The 20,770-nt window shown below is 74.2% G+C and carries 18 protein-coding genes; 4 read left to right on the top strand and 14 right to left on the bottom strand.

The annotated features are described in order from the left end of the window. Positions 1–12 precede the first annotated feature (12 nt). From ACL02U_RS03145 to ACL02U_RS03120, 6 genes are all read right to left on the bottom strand, one after another. Positions 13–450 carry an NUDIX domain-containing protein gene (locus ACL02U_RS03145; RefSeq protein WP_412789032.1) on the bottom strand — a complete coding sequence of 146 codons (438 nt, stop codon included), beginning with the start codon at positions 448–450 and terminating at the stop codon, positions 13–15. Positions 451–1,132: 682 nt separating this feature from the next. Continuing rightward, positions 1,133–1,828: a hypothetical protein gene (locus ACL02U_RS03140; protein WP_412789031.1), complete on the bottom strand. Its 696-nt coding sequence runs from the start codon at positions 1,826–1,828 to the stop codon at positions 1,133–1,135. Positions 1,829–1,972: 144 nt separating this feature from the next. Next, the gene (locus tag ACL02U_RS03135) at positions 1,973–3,343 is read right to left on the bottom strand and encodes an MFS transporter (protein ID WP_412789030.1); all 1,371 of its coding nucleotides are present in this window, start codon (positions 3,341–3,343) and stop codon (positions 1,973–1,975) included. Then, on the bottom strand, positions 3,340–4,203 hold the full coding sequence (locus tag ACL02U_RS03130; protein WP_412789029.1) for an SDR family NAD(P)-dependent oxidoreductase: 864 nt from the start codon (positions 4,201–4,203) through the stop codon (positions 3,340–3,342). The genes ACL02U_RS03135 and ACL02U_RS03130 overlap by 4 nt, the downstream gene beginning before the upstream one ends. Continuing rightward, on the bottom strand, positions 4,200–5,561 hold the full coding sequence (locus ACL02U_RS03125) for a flavin-containing monooxygenase (protein ID WP_412789028.1): 1,362 nt from the start codon (positions 5,559–5,561) through the stop codon (positions 4,200–4,202). The genes ACL02U_RS03130 and ACL02U_RS03125 overlap by 4 nt, the downstream gene beginning before the upstream one ends. Positions 5,562–5,807: 246 nt before the next feature. Next, positions 5,808–6,554 carry an SDR family NAD(P)-dependent oxidoreductase gene (locus ACL02U_RS03120; protein ID WP_412789027.1) on the bottom strand — a complete coding sequence of 249 codons (747 nt, stop codon included), beginning with the start codon at positions 6,552–6,554 and terminating at the stop codon, positions 5,808–5,810. Positions 6,555–6,780: 226 nt separating this feature from the next. Between ACL02U_RS03120 and ACL02U_RS03115 the strand changes: the two genes are divergently transcribed. Further along, a complete protein-coding gene (locus ACL02U_RS03115; protein WP_412789026.1) occupies positions 6,781–7,902 on the top strand; it encodes a helix-turn-helix domain-containing protein in 1,122 nt (373 codons plus the stop codon). Positions 7,903–8,236: 334 nt separating this feature from the next. Here ACL02U_RS03115 and ACL02U_RS03110 read toward each other — a convergent pair whose 3' ends face one another. Genes ACL02U_RS03110 through ACL02U_RS03100 form a run of 3 tightly spaced genes read right to left on the bottom strand, consistent with a single transcriptional unit; the run spans position 8,237 to position 10,531 of the window. After that, complete coding sequence (locus ACL02U_RS03110; RefSeq protein WP_412789025.1) at positions 8,237–9,028, bottom strand: hypothetical protein; 792 nt, start codon at positions 9,026–9,028, stop codon at positions 8,237–8,239. Then, positions 9,015–9,674, bottom strand: coding sequence for an ABC transporter ATP-binding protein (locus ACL02U_RS03105; RefSeq protein ID WP_412789024.1), 660 nt, complete (start codon positions 9,672–9,674; stop codon positions 9,015–9,017). Before ACL02U_RS03105 ends, ACL02U_RS03110 begins: the two co-directional genes overlap by 14 nt. A gap of 14 nt (positions 9,675–9,688) precedes the next feature. Then, positions 9,689–10,531 (bottom strand): TetR/AcrR family transcriptional regulator, encoded by an 843-nt coding sequence (locus ACL02U_RS03100; RefSeq protein ID WP_412789023.1) that lies wholly within the window; start codon positions 10,529–10,531, stop codon positions 9,689–9,691. A 211-nt stretch (positions 10,532–10,742) separates the two neighbouring features. Between ACL02U_RS03100 and ACL02U_RS03095 the strand changes: the two genes are divergently transcribed. Next, positions 10,743–11,417 carry a hypothetical protein gene (locus ACL02U_RS03095; protein WP_412789022.1) on the top strand — a complete coding sequence of 225 codons (675 nt, stop codon included), beginning with the start codon at positions 10,743–10,745 and terminating at the stop codon, positions 11,415–11,417. Between the two features lie 117 nt (positions 11,418–11,534). Here the strand turns inward: ACL02U_RS03095 and ACL02U_RS03090 are convergent, their stop codons facing one another. Further along, positions 11,535–11,990, bottom strand: coding sequence for a MarR family winged helix-turn-helix transcriptional regulator (locus tag ACL02U_RS03090; RefSeq protein WP_412789021.1), 456 nt, complete (start codon positions 11,988–11,990; stop codon positions 11,535–11,537). A gap of 537 nt (positions 11,991–12,527) precedes the next feature. Between ACL02U_RS03090 and asnB the strand changes: the two genes are divergently transcribed. Continuing rightward, a complete protein-coding gene (asnB, locus tag ACL02U_RS03085; RefSeq protein WP_412789020.1) occupies positions 12,528–14,369 on the top strand; it encodes an asparagine synthase (glutamine-hydrolyzing) in 1,842 nt (613 codons plus the stop codon). A gap of 6 nt (positions 14,370–14,375) precedes the next feature. Here asnB and ACL02U_RS03080 read toward each other — a convergent pair whose 3' ends face one another. The 4 genes from ACL02U_RS03080 to ACL02U_RS03065 form a co-directional block, all read right to left on the bottom strand. Further along, positions 14,376–14,840, bottom strand: coding sequence for a hypothetical protein (locus ACL02U_RS03080; RefSeq protein WP_412789019.1), 465 nt, complete (start codon positions 14,838–14,840; stop codon positions 14,376–14,378). 269 nt (positions 14,841–15,109) lie between these two features. Then, complete coding sequence (locus ACL02U_RS03075; protein WP_412789018.1) at positions 15,110–16,555, bottom strand: glyceraldehyde-3-phosphate dehydrogenase; 1,446 nt, start codon at positions 16,553–16,555, stop codon at positions 15,110–15,112. A 167-nt stretch (positions 16,556–16,722) separates the two neighbouring features. Further along, complete coding sequence (locus tag ACL02U_RS03070) at positions 16,723–18,312, bottom strand: glycerol-3-phosphate dehydrogenase/oxidase (RefSeq protein ID WP_412789017.1); 1,590 nt, start codon at positions 18,310–18,312, stop codon at positions 16,723–16,725. Continuing rightward, entirely contained in the window at positions 18,309–18,908 is a 600-nt protein-coding gene (locus ACL02U_RS03065) for a TetR/AcrR family transcriptional regulator (RefSeq protein WP_412789016.1), read from the bottom strand. Before ACL02U_RS03065 ends, ACL02U_RS03070 begins: the two co-directional genes overlap by 4 nt. A 186-nt stretch (positions 18,909–19,094) precedes the next feature. Here ACL02U_RS03065 and ACL02U_RS03060 point away from each other — a divergent pair, with 186 nt between their 5' ends. Beyond that, positions 19,095–20,693 carry an FAD-binding oxidoreductase gene (locus ACL02U_RS03060; protein WP_412789015.1) on the top strand — a complete coding sequence of 533 codons (1,599 nt, stop codon included), beginning with the start codon at positions 19,095–19,097 and terminating at the stop codon, positions 20,691–20,693. Positions 20,694–20,770: the final 77 nt, after the last annotated feature.

Here is a 20,770-nt window from a genome sequence, read left to right as displayed (position 1 = left end):
TCGGCCGACTCCTCAGTAGCCCCGCGCCCGGGCGTGCTCGACCAGTTGGTCGACGAGCTCGGGTGGCCGGAGACCCAAGGCCGTCACCGCGGACACCTCCAGCGGGATCCGGACAGGCGTGAACTCGCCGCAGTCGGGGTCGTCCAGCTCCGGGCCGCCACGCCGGCGGAGGTCGACCTCCAGCACGTCCGCGTGGAAGAAGTGCCGCACGACGGTGACCCGTTCGCCCGGTTCGGTCAGCGTGTGGAACTCGGTGGCCGGGCCGATCGTGGCGCCGATCTCCTCCATCGCCTCTCGGCGCAGCGCCGCTTCCAGCCCGGTGTCGCCCGCCTCGACGCCGCCACCCACCGTCGTGCAGTACGCAGGGCCGCCCGGCCACCATCGTCGGCGCAGGAGCACCAGATGGTCGCCGTCGACCAGAACCGCCCGGACGTTGTGACGGACCCTCATGGGCGCGACGATACGGCGCCCGGCCCGCGGGCGGGGCGCGAATCGGACACGGGCCGGACCGGAGGGTCCGGCCCGCCGCTGCTCGGCCGAGACGATCTCCCGAGCGGGGATGGACTCCGCTTCGCGATCAACCGGTCAATTCCGGGCAGTATTGATATTTACGGCTTCTGGGGTCCAGTTGCCGATATGTTCTCTTCCGCCGAGCAGACAGATGCAGGGGGGCGCTCGGGCAGGTGGGGGCCTGTTCCGGCGGCGTTGGGCTCGGAGTCGTGCGTGCTCCCTTGCCGATGCCGTGAAGGAAGCAAGTGCACGTGAACAAGCGGCGCGAAGACGCCCAGCCTGAACCGTCGACCACACAGGCAGCCGCGTCGGCCGCGCGGGGTGAACCGTCCGACCGAGCGGATTCACCGGCGGCCACCGGGGGAAGCCGTGCCCTGGCCGCACCCCTCGGGGATCCGTGGGCAGGGCCGTCGGCCACCGGGGAACCGGCGGGTGGGGGAGGCGGGCAGGACGAAGAGCTGACCGTGTGGCTCGGCACCGGCGCCGGCCGGCCGGAGGGCCGGCCGCTCGGTCCGGGCGACGAGCCTGCGGCTTCCGACAGCCCGGTCTTCGTCGACGACTCGGGCCGGCGCAGCAGACGGTACCGCCGGCTCGGCAAGGCCGTCGGGATGGCGTGCTCGGTCTACGCCGCGGTCATCGCCGCGACACTGGCCTCCGGGAACTCCAACGCACCCTGGATGCCCGTCCTGGTCCCGGGAAGCGCCGACGAGCCGCTGAGGAAGAAGGCCGACCCCGCTCCGGCGCCCGCGCCCTCGGAGTCGGCCGCGCCGTCCGACCTCGGCCCGGTCGGCGTGGTGATCCCCGCCGTCCCGGCGCCGCCGCGCGCCCTCCTGGTGACCGCACCCGGAGCCGCGGCGTCCGCTCCGCACCCGCTGAAGGGCGGCCCCACCAAGGCACCGGCCTCCGCCCAGGCGGCGGCCGCCGCCGGGATCCCGGCCGTCCCCGCTCCCGTGCCGACCGCCACGGCCACCGCCGAGCAGGTGGTGCAGCAGCACAGTCCGGCACCGTCCTCCTCCTCGCCGGCCCCCGCGGTCACCGCGCCCGCTCCCACCACCACCCCCGGCACCGCAGGCGGCACGCCCTCGCCGTCGGCGGGGGCACCGAAGGCGACGCCGTCCACCCCGCCGTCCACGGCGCCCGCGTCACCTCCCGGTACCTCGAGGGTCGCCGGGCCCCCGCCGTCCCCGGCCGCTTCTCCGTCCCCGGCCCCCTCACCGTCCGCCGCTTCCCCGTCCGCCGCTTCCCCGGCCACCGCTTCCCCGACGTCCGCCGCTGCCGGACCGGGCAGCGCCGCACCGGTCGACAGGGCGCCGGGCACCACCGCCCCGGCACCCGTGTCGCCCGCCCCCGCGGGGTCGTCGGCCTCGGCCGCGTCGGCAGGGCGATCCGTGTGACGCGCACGGCCGCCCGCCCTCGTCCGCGGCGGTGCCCCCGGGACGGCGGTCGCGGGGGCGGGCCGCCGTCAGCGCGCCGATCGGGACTCGAGGCGGCAGCGGAGCTGAAGGGCGAGGGCCCCGGCCATCAGGGCGGCCGGCACCAGGGTGAAACCGCCCAGGAGTGCGGTCAGCGCGCCGTGGGACTGGACCGCCGTGCGCCCGTCGGCGCTGGAGACGAAACCCCCCGCCGTCAGGACGGCGGAATAGAGGTACGGGCCCACCGCCGTTCCCGCGGCGTCCGTGGCGGTCCACACACCCGTGTAGGCACCGGCGAGTGCGGTTCCCCGGGCCTCCGCGGCGGCAACCGCGTCCGGAACCATCGAGAAGGCGAACAACTGCAGGCCCGCGAACGCGCATCCCATCGCGACCACGACGGCTGCCGTGGTCGCGGTGCCTAGCCGCCCGCCCATCGACAGAGCGAGCGAGCCGACGATGAAGACGCCCTGCGAGAACAGCAGCCCCCGCTGCTTGCCGATACGCCGCGACAGCGCCGTCCAGCCGGGTCCGGCGAGCACGGCCGGGCAGAGGAAGCAGCCCATGAGCACCGTGGTGAGCGTGTCGTCGTGGAGGATGTGGTCGGTGTAGAAGGGAAGCCCGGCCAGGAACAGGTGAGTGGTGGTGCCGGTCAGGAGGTACGACAGCACCAGAGCCCGGAAGTCCCGGTCCCGCCAGGCGGTCCCGGTGTCGCCGACGAGCGAGTGCGGCTGCCGGCGGGGGACGCGGAAGCCGCACTCCGCGGTGAGCCGCCGCACTCCCGAGACGGCGACCAGCCCGCAGACCACCATGGCACCGCCCAGCAGCAGGGCCATCCGCGCATAACCGGCACGGCCGCCGCCCTGTACCAGGGCAGGGGCGGCGACCCCCGCTCCGAGCAGGCCCAACGTCAGGAAGAGCATCCGGTACATGAAGACGCGGGTGCGCTCGTGGTAGCCGATGCGCAGGTCGGACGGTGTGGTCAGGTACGGCACCTGGAAGGAGGCGAAGAGCAGGTTGCCGACGGCGAACCAGCCACCGACCCACAGTGCCGCCGGCAGCCCCTGCCAACCGGCGGGAACGGTGAACACCGCCACCATGGCCGCCGCCAGCAGCAGTCCCCAGCGCAGCATCCCGAGCCGATGCCCCGACCTGCGCGCCTGCCGGTCCGACAGGGAACCCAGCAGCGGATGCACGAGCGTGTCGAGGACCCGGGGCAGCAGCAGCGCCACCCCGGCGAGTGACGGGGAGACGCCGAGGGAGTTGGTCAGGAAGTACAGCAGCAGGAGCCCCGGGACGGTCACCCACACGCCCATCCCCACGGAGCCGGCGGCGTAGGCGGTGAGTGCCGCGGCGGTGGCCCGCCCGCTCGGCGCCGGCTGCGGAAGCGCCCCGGGCAGCGGTCTGCCGGGAGCGGTGCTCACGGTTCCTCCGAGTGGCGCCGGACGACCCCGGCGGCGGCTTCGGCGCCGCCGAAGGCGCCGGAGCGGACCCGTGCGGCGAGGGTGCGGGCGACGATCCGGTCCGTCACCCCGGGCAGATGCCGGGCCAGGAAGAACTCGACGGCACCCTTGCGCGTGGTCGCCAGGTCACGGCGGGGTCTGCGGCTCAGCGCGGCCCGCAGCACCGCGTCGACCACCCCTTCGAGCGGCTCGTACGTGCTCATGCCTTCGAGGGAGAGCCCCGCGGCGGCCGTCGAGTCGTGGATGGGGCTGCGCACCGCCGACGGGTACACGCAGGTCACGCCGACGTGGGTGCCGACCTCCAGCCTCAGGGCGTCGGCGTACGCCACCAGCGCCCGCTTCGACGCCCCGTACGCGGCCGCCAGCGGGAGCTGCAGAACGGCCATCCGCGAGGCGAGCATGACCACCCGCCCGCGCGATGCCACCAACTCGCCGACACACGCGGCGGTCACCCGCCAGGTGCCCAGCAGGTTGACCTCGAGCTGGCGACGTACCTCCGAACCGGGCGGCAGTTCGGCCGGTGCCGGGCCCCCGATCCCGGCGTTGTTGACGAGGACGTCGATACCGCCGAGGACGCCGACCGCCGTGCCGACCGCCGCCTCGACGCTCGCGTCGTCGGTGATGTCGCAGCCGACGACCTGCACCGGGTCGTCCGGCCGGGGGGCGAGGTCCAGCCCGACCACTCGGGCGCCGAGCCCGTTCAGCCGCGCGCAGACGGCCCGGCCGAAGGTGCCGGAGGCTCCGGTGACGACCACTCGCAGGCCGCGTGCGCTGCGGCGACCGCCCAGCAGGGCCGCCAGGGGGCGGGGGGCGGCACTCATCGCACCGTCCGTTCCCGGCGGGCCGGCGCGAAGGGGAGGCCGCCACCGCGTTCCAGCCGGGTGCGTCCGGCCGCGATCTCGCGCGGCAGGTCGGCGACGTACCGGTCGAAGTCGATCCGCATCATCGGGCGCCGGTCCCGGCCCCAGCGCTCGATGGCGGCCCGCAGGGCACGCTCCACCGAACGTCGCTGGTCCCGCACCGCGGGCAGCGCGTAGCGGCCGCCGTAGCAGGCCGCGACCAGTTTGGCCTGGGCCTCCACCACCGGCAGCGCGGCACCGGTGGACTGCATCAGTCCCACGAAGGCGAGGCCGGGGTCGTCCAGATGGAAGACGCGCTTGTACAGCGGCAGCCGTTCGGGGTCCTCGCCCGTCCACTCGACGGGCAGGAACGGCATCGCGACCCGGTAACCGGTGGCCCAGACGATCATGTCCACCGGGTCGGACGTCCCGTCGGTGAAGACCACCCTTCCGGCGTCGAGCCGGTCGATCGCGGGACGGGCGGCCACCTCGCCGTGGGTGAGGCGGTGCAGGATCGTGTCGCTGACCGTGGGGTGGTTCTGGAGCAGCCCGCCCTCCGGGGCCGGCAGACCGTAGCTCTGCGGCGTCCCCACGGCCACCCGCAGCAGGGTCTCCGCGATCCGCTGCCGGACACGCCAAGGCAGCACGGCCAGCGCGCCGCCGGTCGCGTCGGAGGGCCGGCCGAACAGGTACTTGGGCACGATGTGCACACCGCGGCGGGCGGAGAGCAGCACCGGGCCGCGACCGGCGTACGAGGCGTCGACGGCGATGTCCATGGCGGAGTTGCCCGTGCCCACCACGAGGACCCGCTTGCCGCGGAAGACCTCCGCCGTGCGGTAGTCGTGAGCGTGCATCTGGTCTCCGGTGAAGGCGCCCGGGTACGCGGGAGCGGGCCATCGCGGATCCCAGTTGTGGCCGTTGGCGACCACCACGGCGTCGAACCGGTCCTCCCGGCCGTCCTCGGTGCCGACGCGCCATCCGGGGCCGCTCCCGTCGCGGTCCACGGCCGTGACCGTGGTGCGGAAGCGGATGTGCCCGGTGAGCTCGAAGGCCCGCGCGTAGTCGGTGAGATAGCCGGCCACCTGGTCGGCCGACGGGTAGTCGGTCCACTGCGCCGGCATGGGGAAGTCCGCGAACTGGGTGCGCCGCTTGCTGGTGTTCAGGTGCAGCGACGCGTAGGCGGGGGACAGGCCGCTCGCGTTGTCCCGCGCCCACAGTCCACCGGGCCGGTCGCCCTTCTCGTGGGCGACCACGTCGCAGCCGGCTTCCAGCAGGGCTTTCGTCGTGGCCAGGCCGGCTGCACCGGCGCCGATCACGGCGACGCGGCAGTGAGGTGTCATGTGTGTCTCCTCCGGGGACGCGAGGACGGGAACGGGACCGACGGGGCGGGTCCGACGGGGCGGAACTGACGGGGCGGAACTGACGGGGCGGAACTGACGGGCGGTTCTGGCGGGAGCGGGGGACGCGGCCGGGAGGACCCGCGCGGCGCCGGCCGGGGAGTGGTCCGCGGCGGGCGCCGCCACCGGCCCCGGGGAAGACGGCCGGCGGAGCGTGCTCCCGGTGCGCCGGCCGCAGCGCGCCGCCCGCTAGGGCGTGTTGCCGCGGAGCCGCCGCACCATCAGGCGCAGATAGCCCCGGGGCGAGATGCGGTTGGCCCACCAGGCGAGCCGGGCGGTCCGCCCGACCAGGAGCAGGTCCCTGCCGCCCGACACCGCCCGGACGATCTCCCGGGCCACCTGGTCGGAGGTGACCTCCGATCCCGTGACGGGACGCGACACCCCGGCCGCGCGGGGCACCTCGGTCATGCCGCCGGTGACGAAGGTGGGGTGCACCATCGTGACGGAGATCCCTCGGGGCGCGAGTTCGGGTCGCAGTGCGGTGAACAGCCCGGTGACGGCGTGTTTGGCCGCCACGTAGGCCGGGCGGCCCAGCACCGGAGCGAAGCCCGCGACGGAGCTGAGCACCACGATCCGCCCCCGGGAGGCGGTCAGGGCCGGCAAGGCGGCACGGGTGCAGATCAGCGATCCGACGTAGTTGACCTCCAGCACCCGCCGGTAGGTGGCGACGTCGTGGTCCAGCAGGCCCCCGATGGCGGAGATCCCCGCGTTGTTCACCAGGACGTCGAGCCGCCCGTGGCGGGCCGCCAGCCGGTCGAAGGCCTCCTTCACCTGCTCCTCGTCGGTGATGTCGCAGGCCAGGAAGCGGTCGTCGCCGGGCGGGCAGGCACCGGGCAGGTCCAGGCCCGCCACCGTGCAGCCCGCTTCGGTGAAGCGCTGCATCAGTCTCGCGCCGATGCCGCCGGCCGCGCCGGTGATGGCGACCACCTGGGTCATGGGGCAATCCTCGTTTCGCGTCCTGTGTGCGCGGTGGTGGCGGGCGGGGCCGGCGGCCACCGGTCCGGTCCGGCACCTCGAGCCGTCCCGGCTTCCGGCCGCTGCTCCGCGCCGGCGTTGTGACGGATGCCAACAGTAGGCAGCCGGAACGGCGGCGGCCATGGCGTGGCCCACGGTCTTCGGCGCCTGCCTTGTGCTCCGCCACAACACGGGCCACGATCGCGGGATGGATCCGACTGACGACTGGTCCGCGGTCGTGGAACTCATCGAGCGGGTGGTCGGCGAGGACGACCTGCTGTCCTCCTCGGTGGCCGGTGTCCGGACGATGGTTCCCGAGGTCGCCGCGCTGACCTCGGCCGACATCGCCGGGCACACCCGCGCCCTGCTGGCCGCGGCGACCCGGGCGCTGGCGGCCCGGCGCGGTCCGACACCGGCCGAGCTGTCCTTCGTGGAGGACCTGGGAGTGACCCGCGCCCGGCAGGGTGTGCCGATCGAGGCGGTGCTGCGCGCCGTGCACGTGGCGGAGCGGGCGATCTGGTCGCGAGCACGGGAGATGGCCCCCGGCGCGGGCGTCGGCGCCGAGCTCCTGCTGGACGCGCGCGAGCTGTACGACGACTGGGCGGAGGCCGTGCGCGCCCGGCTCATCGAGGCCCACCGGGCGACGAGGGCCGACCAGGGAGTGCGGGCAGGCAACCGGAACGCCGCGCTGCTGCGCCGGGTGCTGCAGGGCGGGTCGGCGGCGGCGCTCGCGGTTGCGGAGGCGGGTCTGCCGTCGGGCGGCCTGTGGCTGCTGGTCCTGCGCCCGGACGCGGACGGCGGGAGTGTGCAGCACCGGCTTCCCGGCGAGGGTGCGGTCCTCTCTGCGGTGGTCGACGGACTGCTGGTGGGCGTGCTCGCCCAGGCGCCGCCGGGTGGGCTCGCCGGACCCGGACGGGCCGGCCTGGCGGGGCCCACGGGGCCCGAGGAACTGGCTGCCGCGCGGCGCCTGGCGGTGGCGGCGCTGGCGGCCGCCGAGGCCACCGGCCGGACCGGCACCGTCCATGTGGCGGAGGTCGCCGCGCTCGCCGCGGTGCTGGACCGGGCCGACCTGGCCACCGTCCTGCTCGAACGCCACCAGCAGGCCCTGGCGGCGCTCGGCGTCAACGCCGAGCCGGTGGCGCTCGCGGTCCGTGCCTGGCTGGAGGCCGACAGGGACGTCGCGGAGGCCGCCGAGCGGCTGTTCGTCCACCCCAACACCGTCCGCAACCGCCTGCAGCGCTTCGCCGAGGCCACCGGGGTCAACCCGAACACGACGTTCGGCGCCGTCGACGCCTGGTGGCTGTGCCGATCATGGCTGACCCCCGGCTGACCCCCGACTGATCCCCGGCTGATCCAGGGCTGATCCCCGGCCGATCTCCGGCCGATCTCCGGCCGAAGGCTGCGGGCTCCGCCTCCGGCGCCTCCCGGCGCCCGGCACGGCGGTGGGAGCGGCGCTCCGCTCGCCCTGCCCCACGGTGCGCTCCGGCCCCGGCACGCGCATGACACGGGGGGCGCCCCGGTCCCGGCACGCGAATGGCGGGGCGGGGCGGCGGGCACCAGGTGCCCCGGTACGACGCGGCCGCCGGGCCGCCGGGCCGCCGGGGGGAGCCGGAGGCCCGGCGGCCGGGGAGCAGGCTCCCGGCGGTGAGCCGCACCCGGGGGCGTCAGCGGGTGTGGACGCGGGTCCGGATCCGGAAGATGACCAGCCCGGCGGCGCCGAAGGCGACCGCCCATGCCAGGCCCAGCGCCAGGTGACCCCACAGCGCGGTGTTCCCGAAGGCGCCGCCGACGGCGAACTGCATGGGTCCGAACGACGGGAACCATTCCAGAATCGGCTTGTTGGCCAGCGGGTTGCCCAGCGGGTTCTGCAGGAAGGTGTCCATCAGGCCGCCCATGATGATCAGGAAGAAGCCTTCCAGGTCATGCCGCACCAGCACGCCGAGCAGGAGTCCGAGCGCGCCGTAGGTCAGCGCGATGGTGGTGAACCCGGCCAGGACCGCGAACCAGCCGCCGGCCCCCGGCCGCCAGAACAGCAGCAGGGCGAGGGCGGTGTAGAGCGCGATCGCGGTCGCCACCAATGTGGTGGCCAGCGACTTGGCGCCGATCAGTACGGGCTGACGGTAACCGGCGAAGACCAGGCGCCGGTCGAAGGCGAGCGCCTTGCGGACCGCGTCGAAGACGACGAAGCCGGCGATCATCGTCACCGAGTTGAGTCCGGCCGAGATGACGGTGAGATGGCCGCCGTCGACGTGCAGCACCCGGCCCGTCGCGTACAGCTTGAAGTCGAGTGGCTCGTGCCCGGCCATGGCGTCCATCACCAGGTACCACACGGGGACGAACAGGACCAGGAGCAGAGCGGCGAGCCGGTTGCGGGTCTGGTCGCGCACGCAGAAGCGTACGGCGGTGGGGAACTGGCGGTAGGGCGTTGCGGACGGGAGTGCGCTAGAGGGCGGCACGGTGGTCCTCCTTGGACGCGGTGCGGGGGGTGATCCGGCCGTCGGTCAGGTCGGCCAGCAGGTCGAAGCGGTCCTGCTCGAAGACCAGGTGAGTGATGATCACCACGGCCTTTCCGCGGTCGCGCAGGTCGTCGACGACGTCCCAGAAGCGCAGGTACGTCTCCCAGTCGAAGCCCTGGTACGGCTCGTCGAGAAGGAGGACGTCCGGATCGTGGAGCAGGGACAGGGTCAGGTTGAGCTTCTGCCGGGTGCCTCCGGAGAGTTCGCCGACGGCCGTGTCGCGGTAGGACTCGTAGCGCAGGATGTCCAGCAGTTCGTCGCCGCGGTCCAGGGTGGGCAGGCGGTACGCGGCGGCGAAGTAGCGCAGGTGCTGCTCGACCGTGAGGCCGGCGTTGAGAACCGGGTCCTGCGGGCAGTAGCCGAGCGTTCCGGCGAGGCGCACCTCGCCGCTGTCCGCGGTGAGCGTTCCGGCGAGGACCTTGAGCAGCGTCGACTTGCCGGCGCCGTTCTCCCCGACCACGGCGACCAGCTCGCCGGGGGACACGGTCAGGTCGGCCCCGGTGAGCACGCGATGGCTGCGGTACGACTTGTGGATGTCCCGGGCCTCCAGCAGGGGCGGCGGGGTGGGAGTCGGTCCTGTCGGCATGGTGCGCACTCTCCTTACGCGGTCGGTCCCTGCGGGCCGTGCGGCCCGTGCGGGTTGTGCGGTTCGGTGGAGCTCTCCGGCTGGTGCGGGGGCTCCGGCTCGCCGGGGTGTTCCGGTCGGTGGGGTCGCTGCGCACCGGGGGTGTCCTCCGGTCGCTGCGGCCGCTGCGCCGCCTCCGGGTCCCGCGCTCCGGCCGGCGGTTGCGGTGCGTCGGGAGCGGGCGGCGCGGGCGGGGGCTGCGGGGCGGCTCCGAGCCCGGCGGCGTAGATGCTGAGCATCTCCGGCGCCCAGCGGGTCATGCCGTCGGGGGACAGCGGATCGACGCCGACGACCTCGGTGAGCCGGTCGCGGAGCAGGAACAGCGAGAGGTCGTTGGCGAGGAGGAACGCGGCGCGCACCACCGGATCGCGGCCGCGGTCCGCGAGGCCGGCGGCCGCCAGGTCGTCGAGCGCCGCCCTGCTCAGTTCGAACAGCCTGCGGAACAGCTCCCGCGCCGCCTCCGTGTCGGCCAGCAGCAGCCTGCGCAGGTAGCCCGGCAGCGGGGAGTCGGCGGGCAGGTGTCGGGCGAAGACCTCGCTCAGCGACATCCCTCCGGCGCCGGGGTCCAGCAGGTCCTCTCCGTTCGGGCCGGTGAGTTCGCCGAGCATCGCTCCGAACGCGGCCAGAACGTACCGGTCGACCTCCTGGCGCAGACCGTCCTTGGACTTGAAGTGGTGCACGACCAGGCCTGCCGACACGCCCGCCGCCGCGGCGATCTGGCGCACGGTGACCGTCTCGGGGCCGTGTTCGGCGAAGAGGCGCAGGGCCTCGTCCCTGATCACGGCACGCGTGGTCCGGTCGTCCTCGATTGAACGCATGTACAGTATGTTAAACAGACGTTCAGCGCAAAGTCCAGAGGCGGTGGCGCCCGTGCGTCGCCGCAGGCTCCTCGCCGGGCCCGCCGCCGGTTTTGCATAATGCAAGGGATCGGGGAGGGCGGCCTCTCGTCGAACGGGGCCCGGAGGGGGTGCGCGCATGGCCGGACGCCACAGCGGTGCGCCGCGGCGCCTTAGAGCGTCCCCGCTCCTGATGGACCACGTCAGGGCATCGGTGTGGGGCCCCGCCGAATTCGTCGGGCCGCCGCCGTTGCGCCTGCTGGTCGAGGGGCTGCTGACCGGCACGCTCGGGGCCGGAGTGATCATCGGGGTCGCCGTCGGCGGCGCCTGGAACGGGGCGCCGGTGCTGGCGGACGGTGAGGCCGGTCTGGTGTGCGCCCTTGCGCTGGCCGTCCACCTGACCGCCGTACGGGCCGGCCGGGCGCTCATCGGCATCGTCCTGGTACTCGGCGTCTGCCTGGCACTGCACGCCCCGCAGTCGGCGGCGGGCGTGGTCCTCGCGCAGCGCGGCCGGGAGCAGTCCGTGGTGGTCACCTCCGTGCAGGGCGGAGGAGCGGCCGCCGCACGCCCGGGACGGTACTTCTGCTCGGTGGCGGACCGGGACGGAGTCCCGCTCAAGGTCAGGATCTGGCGCGGTTGCGGGCAGGCCACCCGGCCGGGGGACGCCCTCGCGGTGGTGTACGACCCCTCGGGGCGGGTGCCTCCCCGCGGCGCGCGGGCCGGGGTCTCGCTGGCCGGACCGCTGCGCGACCTGGCCGGCTGGGCGGCCGCCCTGGTCGGAGGATGCACCACCGCGGTCGTGCGCTCCTACCGGCTCACCGATCCCGCCGTCGACCGCACGCGCCCAGCGCACGGCCAGCGCCTCTGACCGCACCCACGCCGCACACGGCGGGGCTCGCCGACCGGGCGCACGGAGCCGGCCCGGGGGTGCCGCCCGCGTGCGGTCACAAGCCGTGTGGCGTGGTGCGCTCCCGCCGGTGCCGCCTCAGGGGCGCGGCCAGGGGCGCCCGGCGATCCGCTCGATATCGGTGTTGAAGCGCTTGAGGTATGCGGCGAAGGCCGCGATGTCCTCGTCCGGCCAGTCCGTCATCACCTCGTCCAGACTGTGCACGATGCCCTGGCGCTCCTCCTCCATCAGGTGCTCGCCCCGCACCGTGATCCGGAACTTGCGGGCCATCCCGCCGTCCGGGTCCGGGATGCGTTCCACCAGCCCGGCCCGCATCGCCGCCGCCGTCTGCCGGTTGAGCGTGGAGGCATCGAGACCGAAGGCGTCGCTCAGCTCGCCGATGGACATCGGCCCCTGCACCCGGATCCGGCTGAGCAGGATGTACGCGCTGCGCTCCAGTACGCCGTCCTTGCGGCGGCCCCCCGCGTGATGCAGGTACGTGTACCTGCTGAGCAGCATCTGCTCGTACTCGACCTCGTGCGTCGGCCTGGCCATGGCGCCTGCGCCTCCCGTCTCCCGCTGCGGCCGCGCCGGCTCGTGGGCGCCCGGACGGGATCATCCTCTCACATCGATATGTATGACACATATGGTGTGTGAGTGGCACATCATATGCGTGATGCATATCAATCTCGCCGGACCCCGTTCCGCCTGCCGGTACCCCCTGCATCCTGCCCCTCCGGACACCGGCCGCGAAACTCCGCCGTCCGGTCGCAGGCCCGCGGTCGCCGCCGTCCGGCGCCGTGGACTGCGGTCACCCTCGGGGCCTTGAGCAATTCTTTGCCGATGGCCGATTCCCGGTCCCGGCGCCCGCACACCCGGGCACCGGCCGATGACGGTGGTGCAAAGGCCGGCCGAAAGCACCGGGTTCGCGCCGGACGCGGACGGTGGGCCGCATTGACCTGCTCCGCCGCTCCGACGCACCGTCGTTCGGCGGGGCCCGGCACGACGGGCGAGGCGGTGGCCGCCCCGCCGGTACGGGGAGCAGCGCCGGCCGGCGGGCCCGACGACGCGCTCCGAGGCAGGAGGACAGGCATGTGCGGCATCGTCGGCTGGGTCTCCTTCGACCGCGAACTGCACACCGAGAGCCCGACGTTGCGGGCCATGACCGAGACCATGGCCTGCCGCGGCCCCGACGACGGCGACATCTGGGCGAGGGGCCCCGCGGCACTCGGACACCGCAGGCTCGCGGTCATCGACCTGCCGGGGGGCCGCCAGCCGATGACCGCCGACACCCCCGACGGGACGGTCGCGCTCGTCTACTCGGGCGAGACCTACAACTTCACCGAACTCCGCCGCGAACTCCTCTCCCTCGGCCACCACTTCACCACCCGGTCCGACACGGAGGTGGTACTGCGCGGCTATCTCCAGTGGGGTACCGCGCTGCCCGGACACCTCAACGGCATGTTCGCCTTCGCCGTGTGGGACGCCCGCCTCGGCCGGCTGACCCTGGTCCGCGACCGGATGGGCGTGAAGCCGCTCTACTACCTGCCGACCCGTGACGGCGTCCTGTTCGGCTCGGAACCCAAGGCGATCCTCGCCAACCCGCTGGCCCCGGCCCGGGTACGCCTCGACGGGCTCCGGGAGCTCTTCACCACCGTCAAGACCCCCGGCCACGCGGTCTGGGACGGTATGCGCGAGGTCGAGCCCGGCACCGTCGTGACCGTCGACCGCGCGGGCGTCGGCACACACGCCTACTGGAGACTGGCGACCCGCCCGCACCCCGACGACCGTGCCGCCACGATCACGACCGTCCGTGCGCTCCTCGACGACATCGTGCGCCGCCAACTCGTCTCCGACGTCCCCCTGTGCACCCTGCTCTCCGGCGGTCTCGACTCCTCCGCCATGACCGCCCTCGCCTCCCGCCACCTGGCCGAGCACGGCGAGCGGGTGCGCAGCTTCGCCGTGGATTTCGCCGGCCGGACCGACCACTTCGTCGCGGACGACCTGCGCGGCACCCCGGACGCCCCCTTCGTGCACGACGTGGCACGCACGGCCCGGACCGAGCACCAGGACATCGTCCTCGACGCGCAGGCGCTCGCCGACCCCGGGATCCGCGCACGCGTGATCCGGGCACGCGATCTGCCGATCGGATTCGGCGACATGGACACCTCCCTCCTCCTGCTCTTCCGTGCCGTCCGCGACCAGTCCACGGTCGCCCTGTCCGGGGAGAGCGCCGACGAGGTGTTCGGCGGCTACCTGCAGTTCTTCGACGAGGCGGCCCGCAGCGCCGACACCTTCCCCTGGCTGGTGCGGTTCGGCCGGGACTTCGGCGACGACACCGCCGTGCTGCGTCCCGATCTGACCCGGGCACTCGATCTGGAGACCTATGTGGCCGACGCGTACCACGACGCCGTCGCGGGCATCGAGCGACTGGACACGGAGAGCGACTTCGAGTACCGGATGCGGCGCATCTGCCTGCTGCACCTCACCCGCTTCGTCCGGATCCTGCTCGACCGGAAGGACCGCGCCAGCATGGCGGTCGGGCTGGAGGTCCGCGTTCCCTTCTGCGACCACCGGCTGGTCGAGTACGTATACAACGCACCCTGGGCCCTGAAGTCCTTCGACGGTCGGGAGAAGAGCCTGCTGCGCGAGGCGACCGCGGACCTCCTGCCGGGATCCGTCTACCGCCGGGTCAAGAGCCCGTACCCGTCCACCCAGGATCCCGCGTACGGGGCCGCCCTCCAGGAGCAGGCCAGGGAACTCCTCGCCCGGCCCGGCCACCCGGTCTTCGACCTCGTCGACCGCGAACGGCTGCGCAGCGCGGCTCACCGCCCTGAGCCGGTGAGCACCCAGGCCGCCCGCCGCGGCCTCGAGCGCGCCCTCGATCTCGCGCTCTGGCTGGACCTCTACGCCCCCGACCTGTCGCTCGCCTGACCGCGGTCAGCCCCACAGCGGCACGGTGACCGTACGTGCCGTCCGCTCGGGTCGGCCGTCGGGATAGGTGAGCGTCAGCAGGGTGTAGTGCTGCGGATTCGGCTTCTGCTTCCACTGTCGCGGGTGGTCGAGCCGCACCTCGACCCGGTAGGAGTGGAAGCGGCCCGCCGCGCAGTAGGGCTTGCAGTCGTTGACCACGTTCACGCCGGTGCCGACCGCCGCTCCCGCGTCCCAGCGCGACCAGTGCAGCGAGGCGAGCCGGCTGTTGCCGTCCCCGCAGGCCAGCACGAACGCGCCGGGCCGCACCTGCGGATGCCGGGCGCAGTCGACGAGCACCGGCTGCTGCGCGGCCCGGCGCTCGGCTCCGCTCGCGGTGGTCGTGGGGGACGCGGCCGAGGCCGGTACCGCTGCCGCCGCGAGTGAGGCGACGGCGCACACCGCGAGTGCCGTCCTGAGGGTAAGGGTCCGCATGGTCCACCTTCCGGGGCCGCTCGTCCGGACGGGCGACGAGCCGCCGCCCGGCGGTGGCCCGTCTCCGCCCCCGACGCTACGGCCGACTGCCGCACCGCACCACTCGTACCGCCGATCCGGCGGCGACGGGTTCGGAACGCCGGCCGGAGGGGTGGGGCGTGGTTCCCGGTCCCGGTGGCGCGGCCGGGCTCCGGGACCGGTGAGGTCCCGGAGCCCGGCCGTCACCGCGTGCAGCGCGGTCCCCGGCCCCGGGCGGGGGAGCGGGCGGCTCAGACCGCCGGTGCGGGGTAGGTCGGGTACTCCACCCCGGAGATGTACTGGACGACCCGGGTGACCTGGCAGGAGTAGCCGAACTCGTTGTCGTACCAGAGGTAGAGGATGGCGTTGTCGCCGTCGACCTTGGTGGCGCCGGCATCGACGATCGATGCGTGCCGGGAGCCGATGAAGTCGCTGGAGACCGCGTCGGGTGCGCTGATGAAGTCGATCTGCCGCTTGAGCGGCGAGGTCAGCGACACGTCACGCAGGTAGTCCAGGACGTCCGCGCGGGTGGTCTCCTGCGCCAGGTGCAGGTTGAGGATGGCGATCGACACGTCCGGCACCGGCACCCGGATCGAACTGCCGGTGATCGTGGCCCGGAGGTCGGGCAGCGCCTTGGCGACGGCGGAGGCCGCGCCGGTCTCCGTGATGACCATGTTCAGCGGCGCCGAGCGTCCGCGCCGGTCCGACTTGTGGTAGTTGTCCAGCAGGTTCTGGTCGTTGGTGAACGAGTGCACGGTCTCGACGTGGCCGCGCAGCACGCCGTACCGGTCGGCCATCGCCTTGAGCGGCGGCACGATGGCGTTGGTGGTGCAGGAGGCGCAGGAGATGATCCGCTCGTCCGGCTTCACGGTGTCGTGGTTGACGCCGTGGACGATGTTGGGCACGTCGCCCTTGCCGGGTGCGGTCAGCACCACCTTGTCGATGCCGGGGCGCAGATGCCGGGACAGGCCCTCGCGGTCGCGCCACCGGCCGGTGTTGTCGATCAGGATGGCGTCCTTGATGCCGTGGGCCGTGTAGTCGACGGCCGCCGGGTCGTCGGAGTAGATCACCTTGATCGGGTTGCCGTTGGCGACGATCGTGCTGTCCGCCTCGTCGACGGTGATGGTCCCCTGGAACTGCCCGTGGATCGAGTCGCGGCGCAGCAGCGAGGCACGCTTGACGAGGTCCTGGGCGCCGCTGTTGCGGACCACGATGGCACGCAGGCGCAGCCCGTTGCCCGAGCCGGTCTTCTCGATGAGCAGACGCGCGAGCAGGCGCCCGATGCGGCCGAACCCGTACAGGACGACATCGCGCGGCTCGCGCCGGTCGATCTTGCCGGCGCCGGTGGCGCCGGCGACGGCCTCCGCGGTGAACTCCGCCACCGACAGGCCGCGGTCGTCGACGCGGTACGTGGCGGCGAGCATCCCGATGTCGATCTGGGAGGGGCCGAGGTCCAGCGCGGTCAGCGCCTGGAGGAAGGGCAGCGTCTCGGTGACCGAGAGTTCCTCGCCGGCTATCTGCCGGGCGAAACGGTGGGTCTTGAGGATGCTGACCACCGACTTGTTCACCAAGGAGCGGCTGTGCAGCAGGATCGTGACGTCCCGCTCGCGGTGCAGCTTCCCGATGATCGGGATCATCGACTCCGCGATCTCCTCGCGGTTCTTCCAGTGGGTGAACGAGTCTTCGTTGACAGTCACAAGAGGCATCTTTCGAGCTAGAGGGCGCTCATATGATAGACCCCCTGTTCGAGTGCGTCCGATCGCCCCCGGCGCGCCGGTGCCGGTGGCGGCCGTCGTGGTGAGCGGTGCGGGTGCGGCGGTGGGGCGCGGGGCGCGCCGGGGCCCTCCGGACGCCCGGCTGCGCCTCAGTCCTGCCGGACGTCCGCGTCGTCGAACAGCCGGCGCACCGAGTCGAGGGCGGCCGCGCGGTCCTGCGGCACCAGGCCGATCCGGGAGCGCCGGTCGAGGACGTCCGCCTCGTCCAGGGCGCCCTCGTGCCGGATTGCCCACAGGGCTTCGGCGCCGGTGACCGGATGACCCGGCAGCAGGGGAGCGCCGAGCCGCGGATCGTGCGCGGCGAGCGCCTGCACCGCGCCCGCCTCGGTGCCGTAGCGGCGGACCAGCCGGCGCGGCGCCGGGAGACCGCTCAGCGCCCGGGGCGAGGCGGCGCCCACCAGGGGCAGCCGGGCCGTCGGTGACGGTCCGGCGGCGAGCGAGTGGGCGGACACCGCGGCGTCGACGGCGTCCTCCGCCATCCGCCGGTAGGTGGTGAGCTTGCCGCCGACGACGGTGACCACGCCGTCCGGCGAGGTGAGGACCGCGTGGCGGCGGGAGATGTCGGCGGTCCTGGGCGCCGCGGCGGGCCGCCCGGCCGGCGCGGTGTCCAGCAGCGGGCGCAGTCCCGCGAACGCTCCCACCACGTCCTCCCGGCGGACGGGCTCGTCCAGCACCGATCCGAGTACGTCCAGCAGGAATCCGATGTCCGTCTCCGGGGCCTCGGGGACGTCCGGGAGGTCGCCGTCCACGGGCTCGTCGGTGAGCCCGACGTACACTCGGCCGTCGCCCTGCGGCAGCACCAGGACGAAGCGGTTGGTCTCGCCGGGCACCGGGATGTGCAGGCCTGCCGGAAGGCTGCCGAAGCGCGCGGCGCGGAGGACGAGGTGGGTGCCCCGGGACGGTCGGATGCGTATCCCGTCCACCAGCCCGCCCGCCCACACGCCGGTGGCGTTCACGACCGCGCGGGCGCGGATCTCGCCCTCCTCGCCGGTGCGCTCGTCGCGCACCCGGGCGCCGTCCCGGTGGAGCTCCAGGGCCCGTACGCGGGTGAGGATCCGTGCGCCGTGCGCCGCCGCGGTGCGGGCCACGGCCGTCACCAGCCGCGCGTCGTCGGTGAGCCGGCCGTCCCAGGACAGCAGGCCCCCGCGCAGCCCCTGGGTGCGCAGCGACGGCGCCAGCAGCCGGGTCTCCGCGACCGACAGCCGGCGCGGCGGCGGAAGAGTGGCCCGGGCCGTGCCCGCCGCCAGCCGCAGTGCGTCCCCCGCCCGGAACCCGGCCCGGGCGAGCGCGGCCTGGGCCCGCGACACCAGCGGGGTCAACGGCAGCACGAACGGCTGGGCGCCCACCAGGTGGGGCGCGGTGCGCTCCATCAGCACGCCCCGCTCCACGGCGCTCTCGTGGGCGACGTCGAGCTGTCCGGCGGCCAGGTAGCGCAGCCCGCCGTGGATCAGCTTCGAACTCCACCGGGAGGTGCCGAACGCCAGGTCGTGCGCGTCGACGGCGGCGACCGACAGTCCGCGCGCCGCGGCGTCCAGCGCGGCCCCGGCTCCGGTCGCGCCGAGGCCGACGACCAGTACGTCCACGGTCGGCCCGCCGACGGTCCGGTCGAGGTCGGTGGTCCGCCGGGCGGCGGACAGGGACGAGCCGGGAGCGGGAGTGTCGGCGGCGATGTGGCTCATGGCGCAAGAGTCCTTTCGAGAACGGCACGCAGCTCACCGAGGAAGGCCGGGGAGTCCAGTTCGGCGTCGTCCTCCTCGGCCATGGTGCGCAGGGACAGGGTGAACGACTGGACGATCAGCAGCAGTGACCGGGCCTGCCGCGCGGTGTGCTCCGTGCGGACCGACCCGTCGGCGTGCCCCTCCTCCAGTGCCTCGGACAGCAGTTCCAGGAGGGCGTCCTGGCTGGCCCCGCGCCGGTCCAGCACGTAGGGCAGCAACAGCTCCGGGTCCACGTCCACGATCTTGTTGAACAGCGGGTGGGCGCGGAAGGCGGCGACGCCGGACACCAGGCCCTCGACGATCAGGTCGCGCGTCCGCACCCCGGGCCGCCGCTCGGGCATGGCGCCGCCGGCCACGCCGATCCACTCGCGGGTCATCAGGTCGCCCACCAGGGAACGGACGTCCGGCCAGCGGCGGTACAGCGTCATCCGGGAGACCCCGGCGCGACGGGCCACGTCCGTGAGCGTCGTACGGCGCACGCCCACGGCGAGCACGCAGTCGCGCACCGCGTCGAGCACCGGATCGCTCTCCGAGTCCTTGTGACGAATAGGCGTCATGTGTAACAGTGTAACGCCCCTCGGGCGGGGGACGCTTCCCCGCTCCGAGCGGGGCGCCGCCCCGGGGGTGCTCCGGCACCTCGCGAAGCGGCCCCGCGCTCCACCCCCGAGCAGCCGCGACCGCCTCCACCGCCTCCGCGGGGGAGCGGACCCGGCGACACCCGCACCGAAACGGTAAGGACGATCATGGACATGCTGTGGAACGGCTGGGGCGACCCGGAACAGGCCGCACCGCTGCCCGGCACGGTGACCGGACTGCTGCACGAACTGCTCGGCGTGACACCGCGCAGCACCGCGCCCGCCGCGCTGGAGGACCTCGCCGTCCCCGCGCCCCGCCTGGGCGACGGGGCGCTGCGGGCGCTGCGCGAGGCCGTGGGGGACGACGGCGCGCACGTCCGTGTCGACGCGGAGACCCGCGTCCGGCACACCCGCGGCAAGTCCACGCCGGACCTGCTGCGCCTCCGGGACGGCGACGTCCGGGACGTACCGGAGGCGGTCGCGCTCCCCGCCGGCCACGAGGAGGTCCTGGCCGTACTGCGCGCCTGCGCCGCGCACGGCCTGGCGGCCGTACCGTTCGGCGGGGGCACCTCCGTCGTCGGCGGCCTCGCCCCCGAGCGGCGCCGCCCCTTCGTCGCCCTCGACCTGCGGCGGATGGACCGGCTGCTCGCCCTCGACCCGGTCTCCCGCACCGCCACCCTGCAGGCCGGGCTGCGCGCCCCGCACGCGGAGGCACTGCTCGCGGCCCAGGGCTTCACCCTCGGGCACTTCCCCCAGTCCTACGAGTGGGCCACCCTCGGCGGATTCGCCGCGACCCGCTCCAGCGGGCAGGCCTCCGCGGGATACGGCCGCTTCGACGAGATGGTCCTCGGCCTCACCCTCGCCACCCCCGAGGGGACCCTCGAGACCGGACGGGCGCCCCGCTCGGCCGCCGGCCCCGACCTGCGCCAGCTCGTCCTGGGCTCGGAAGGGGCGTTCGGCGTCGTCACGTCCGTCACCGTGCGCGTGCGGCCCGTCCCGCAGGTCCGCCACTACGAAGGCTGGCGCTTCGCATCCTTCGAAGAGGGGACGGCGGCCCTGCGCCGGCTCGCCCAGGACGGCCCCCGCCCGACCGTGCTCCGCCTCTCCGACGAGACCGAGACCCTGATCGGCCTCGCCCAGCCCGACGACATCGGCTCCCTCGACGCGCGGAGCAGCGCCGGATGCACCGCGATCCTCGGCTTCGAGGGAACCCCGGAGGACACCGCGCACCGCCGCGCCGGCGCCGCGGACATGCTGCGCGGCAGCGGCGGCACACCGCTGGGCGGGGAGCCCGGCCGCCGCTGGGCCGAGGGCCGCTACTCGGCCCCCTACCTGCGGGACTCCCTGCTGGAAGCCGGGGCGTTCGCGGAAACCCTGGAGACGGCGGCCTTCTGGTCCCGCCTTCCCGAGCTGTACGGGTCCGTCCGCGCGGCGCTGACCTCGACCCTCACCGACGCGGGCACCCCTGCGCTGGTCATGTGCCACATCTCGCACGTCTACGAGAACGGCGCCTCGCTGTACTTCACGGTCGTCTCCGCGCAGGGCGCCGACCCGGTGGCGCACTGGACGCGGGCCAAGCACGCCGCCAACGACGCCGTCCTCGCCGCCGGCGGCACCATCAGCCACCACCACGGCGTGGGCACCGACCACCGCGACTGGTACCTCCGGGAGGCGGGCGAACTGGGCATCGCCGCGCTCCAGGCGGTCAAACACCGGCTGGACCCGGCAGGCCTGCTCAACCCCGGCGTGCTGCTGCCCGCCGACTGACCCCGGCCCGGGCCCCGCCCCCCTCGTACACCCGCACCGCCGCCCGTTCGACCGGCCACCGTCCCGCCAGCCCCGGA

The organism is Streptomyces sp. MS06 (assembly GCF_047200655.1).
Classification (GTDB): domain Bacteria; phylum Actinomycetota; class Actinomycetes; order Streptomycetales; family Streptomycetaceae; genus Streptomyces.
This window is presented reverse-complemented; position numbering and strand designations above follow the sequence as displayed.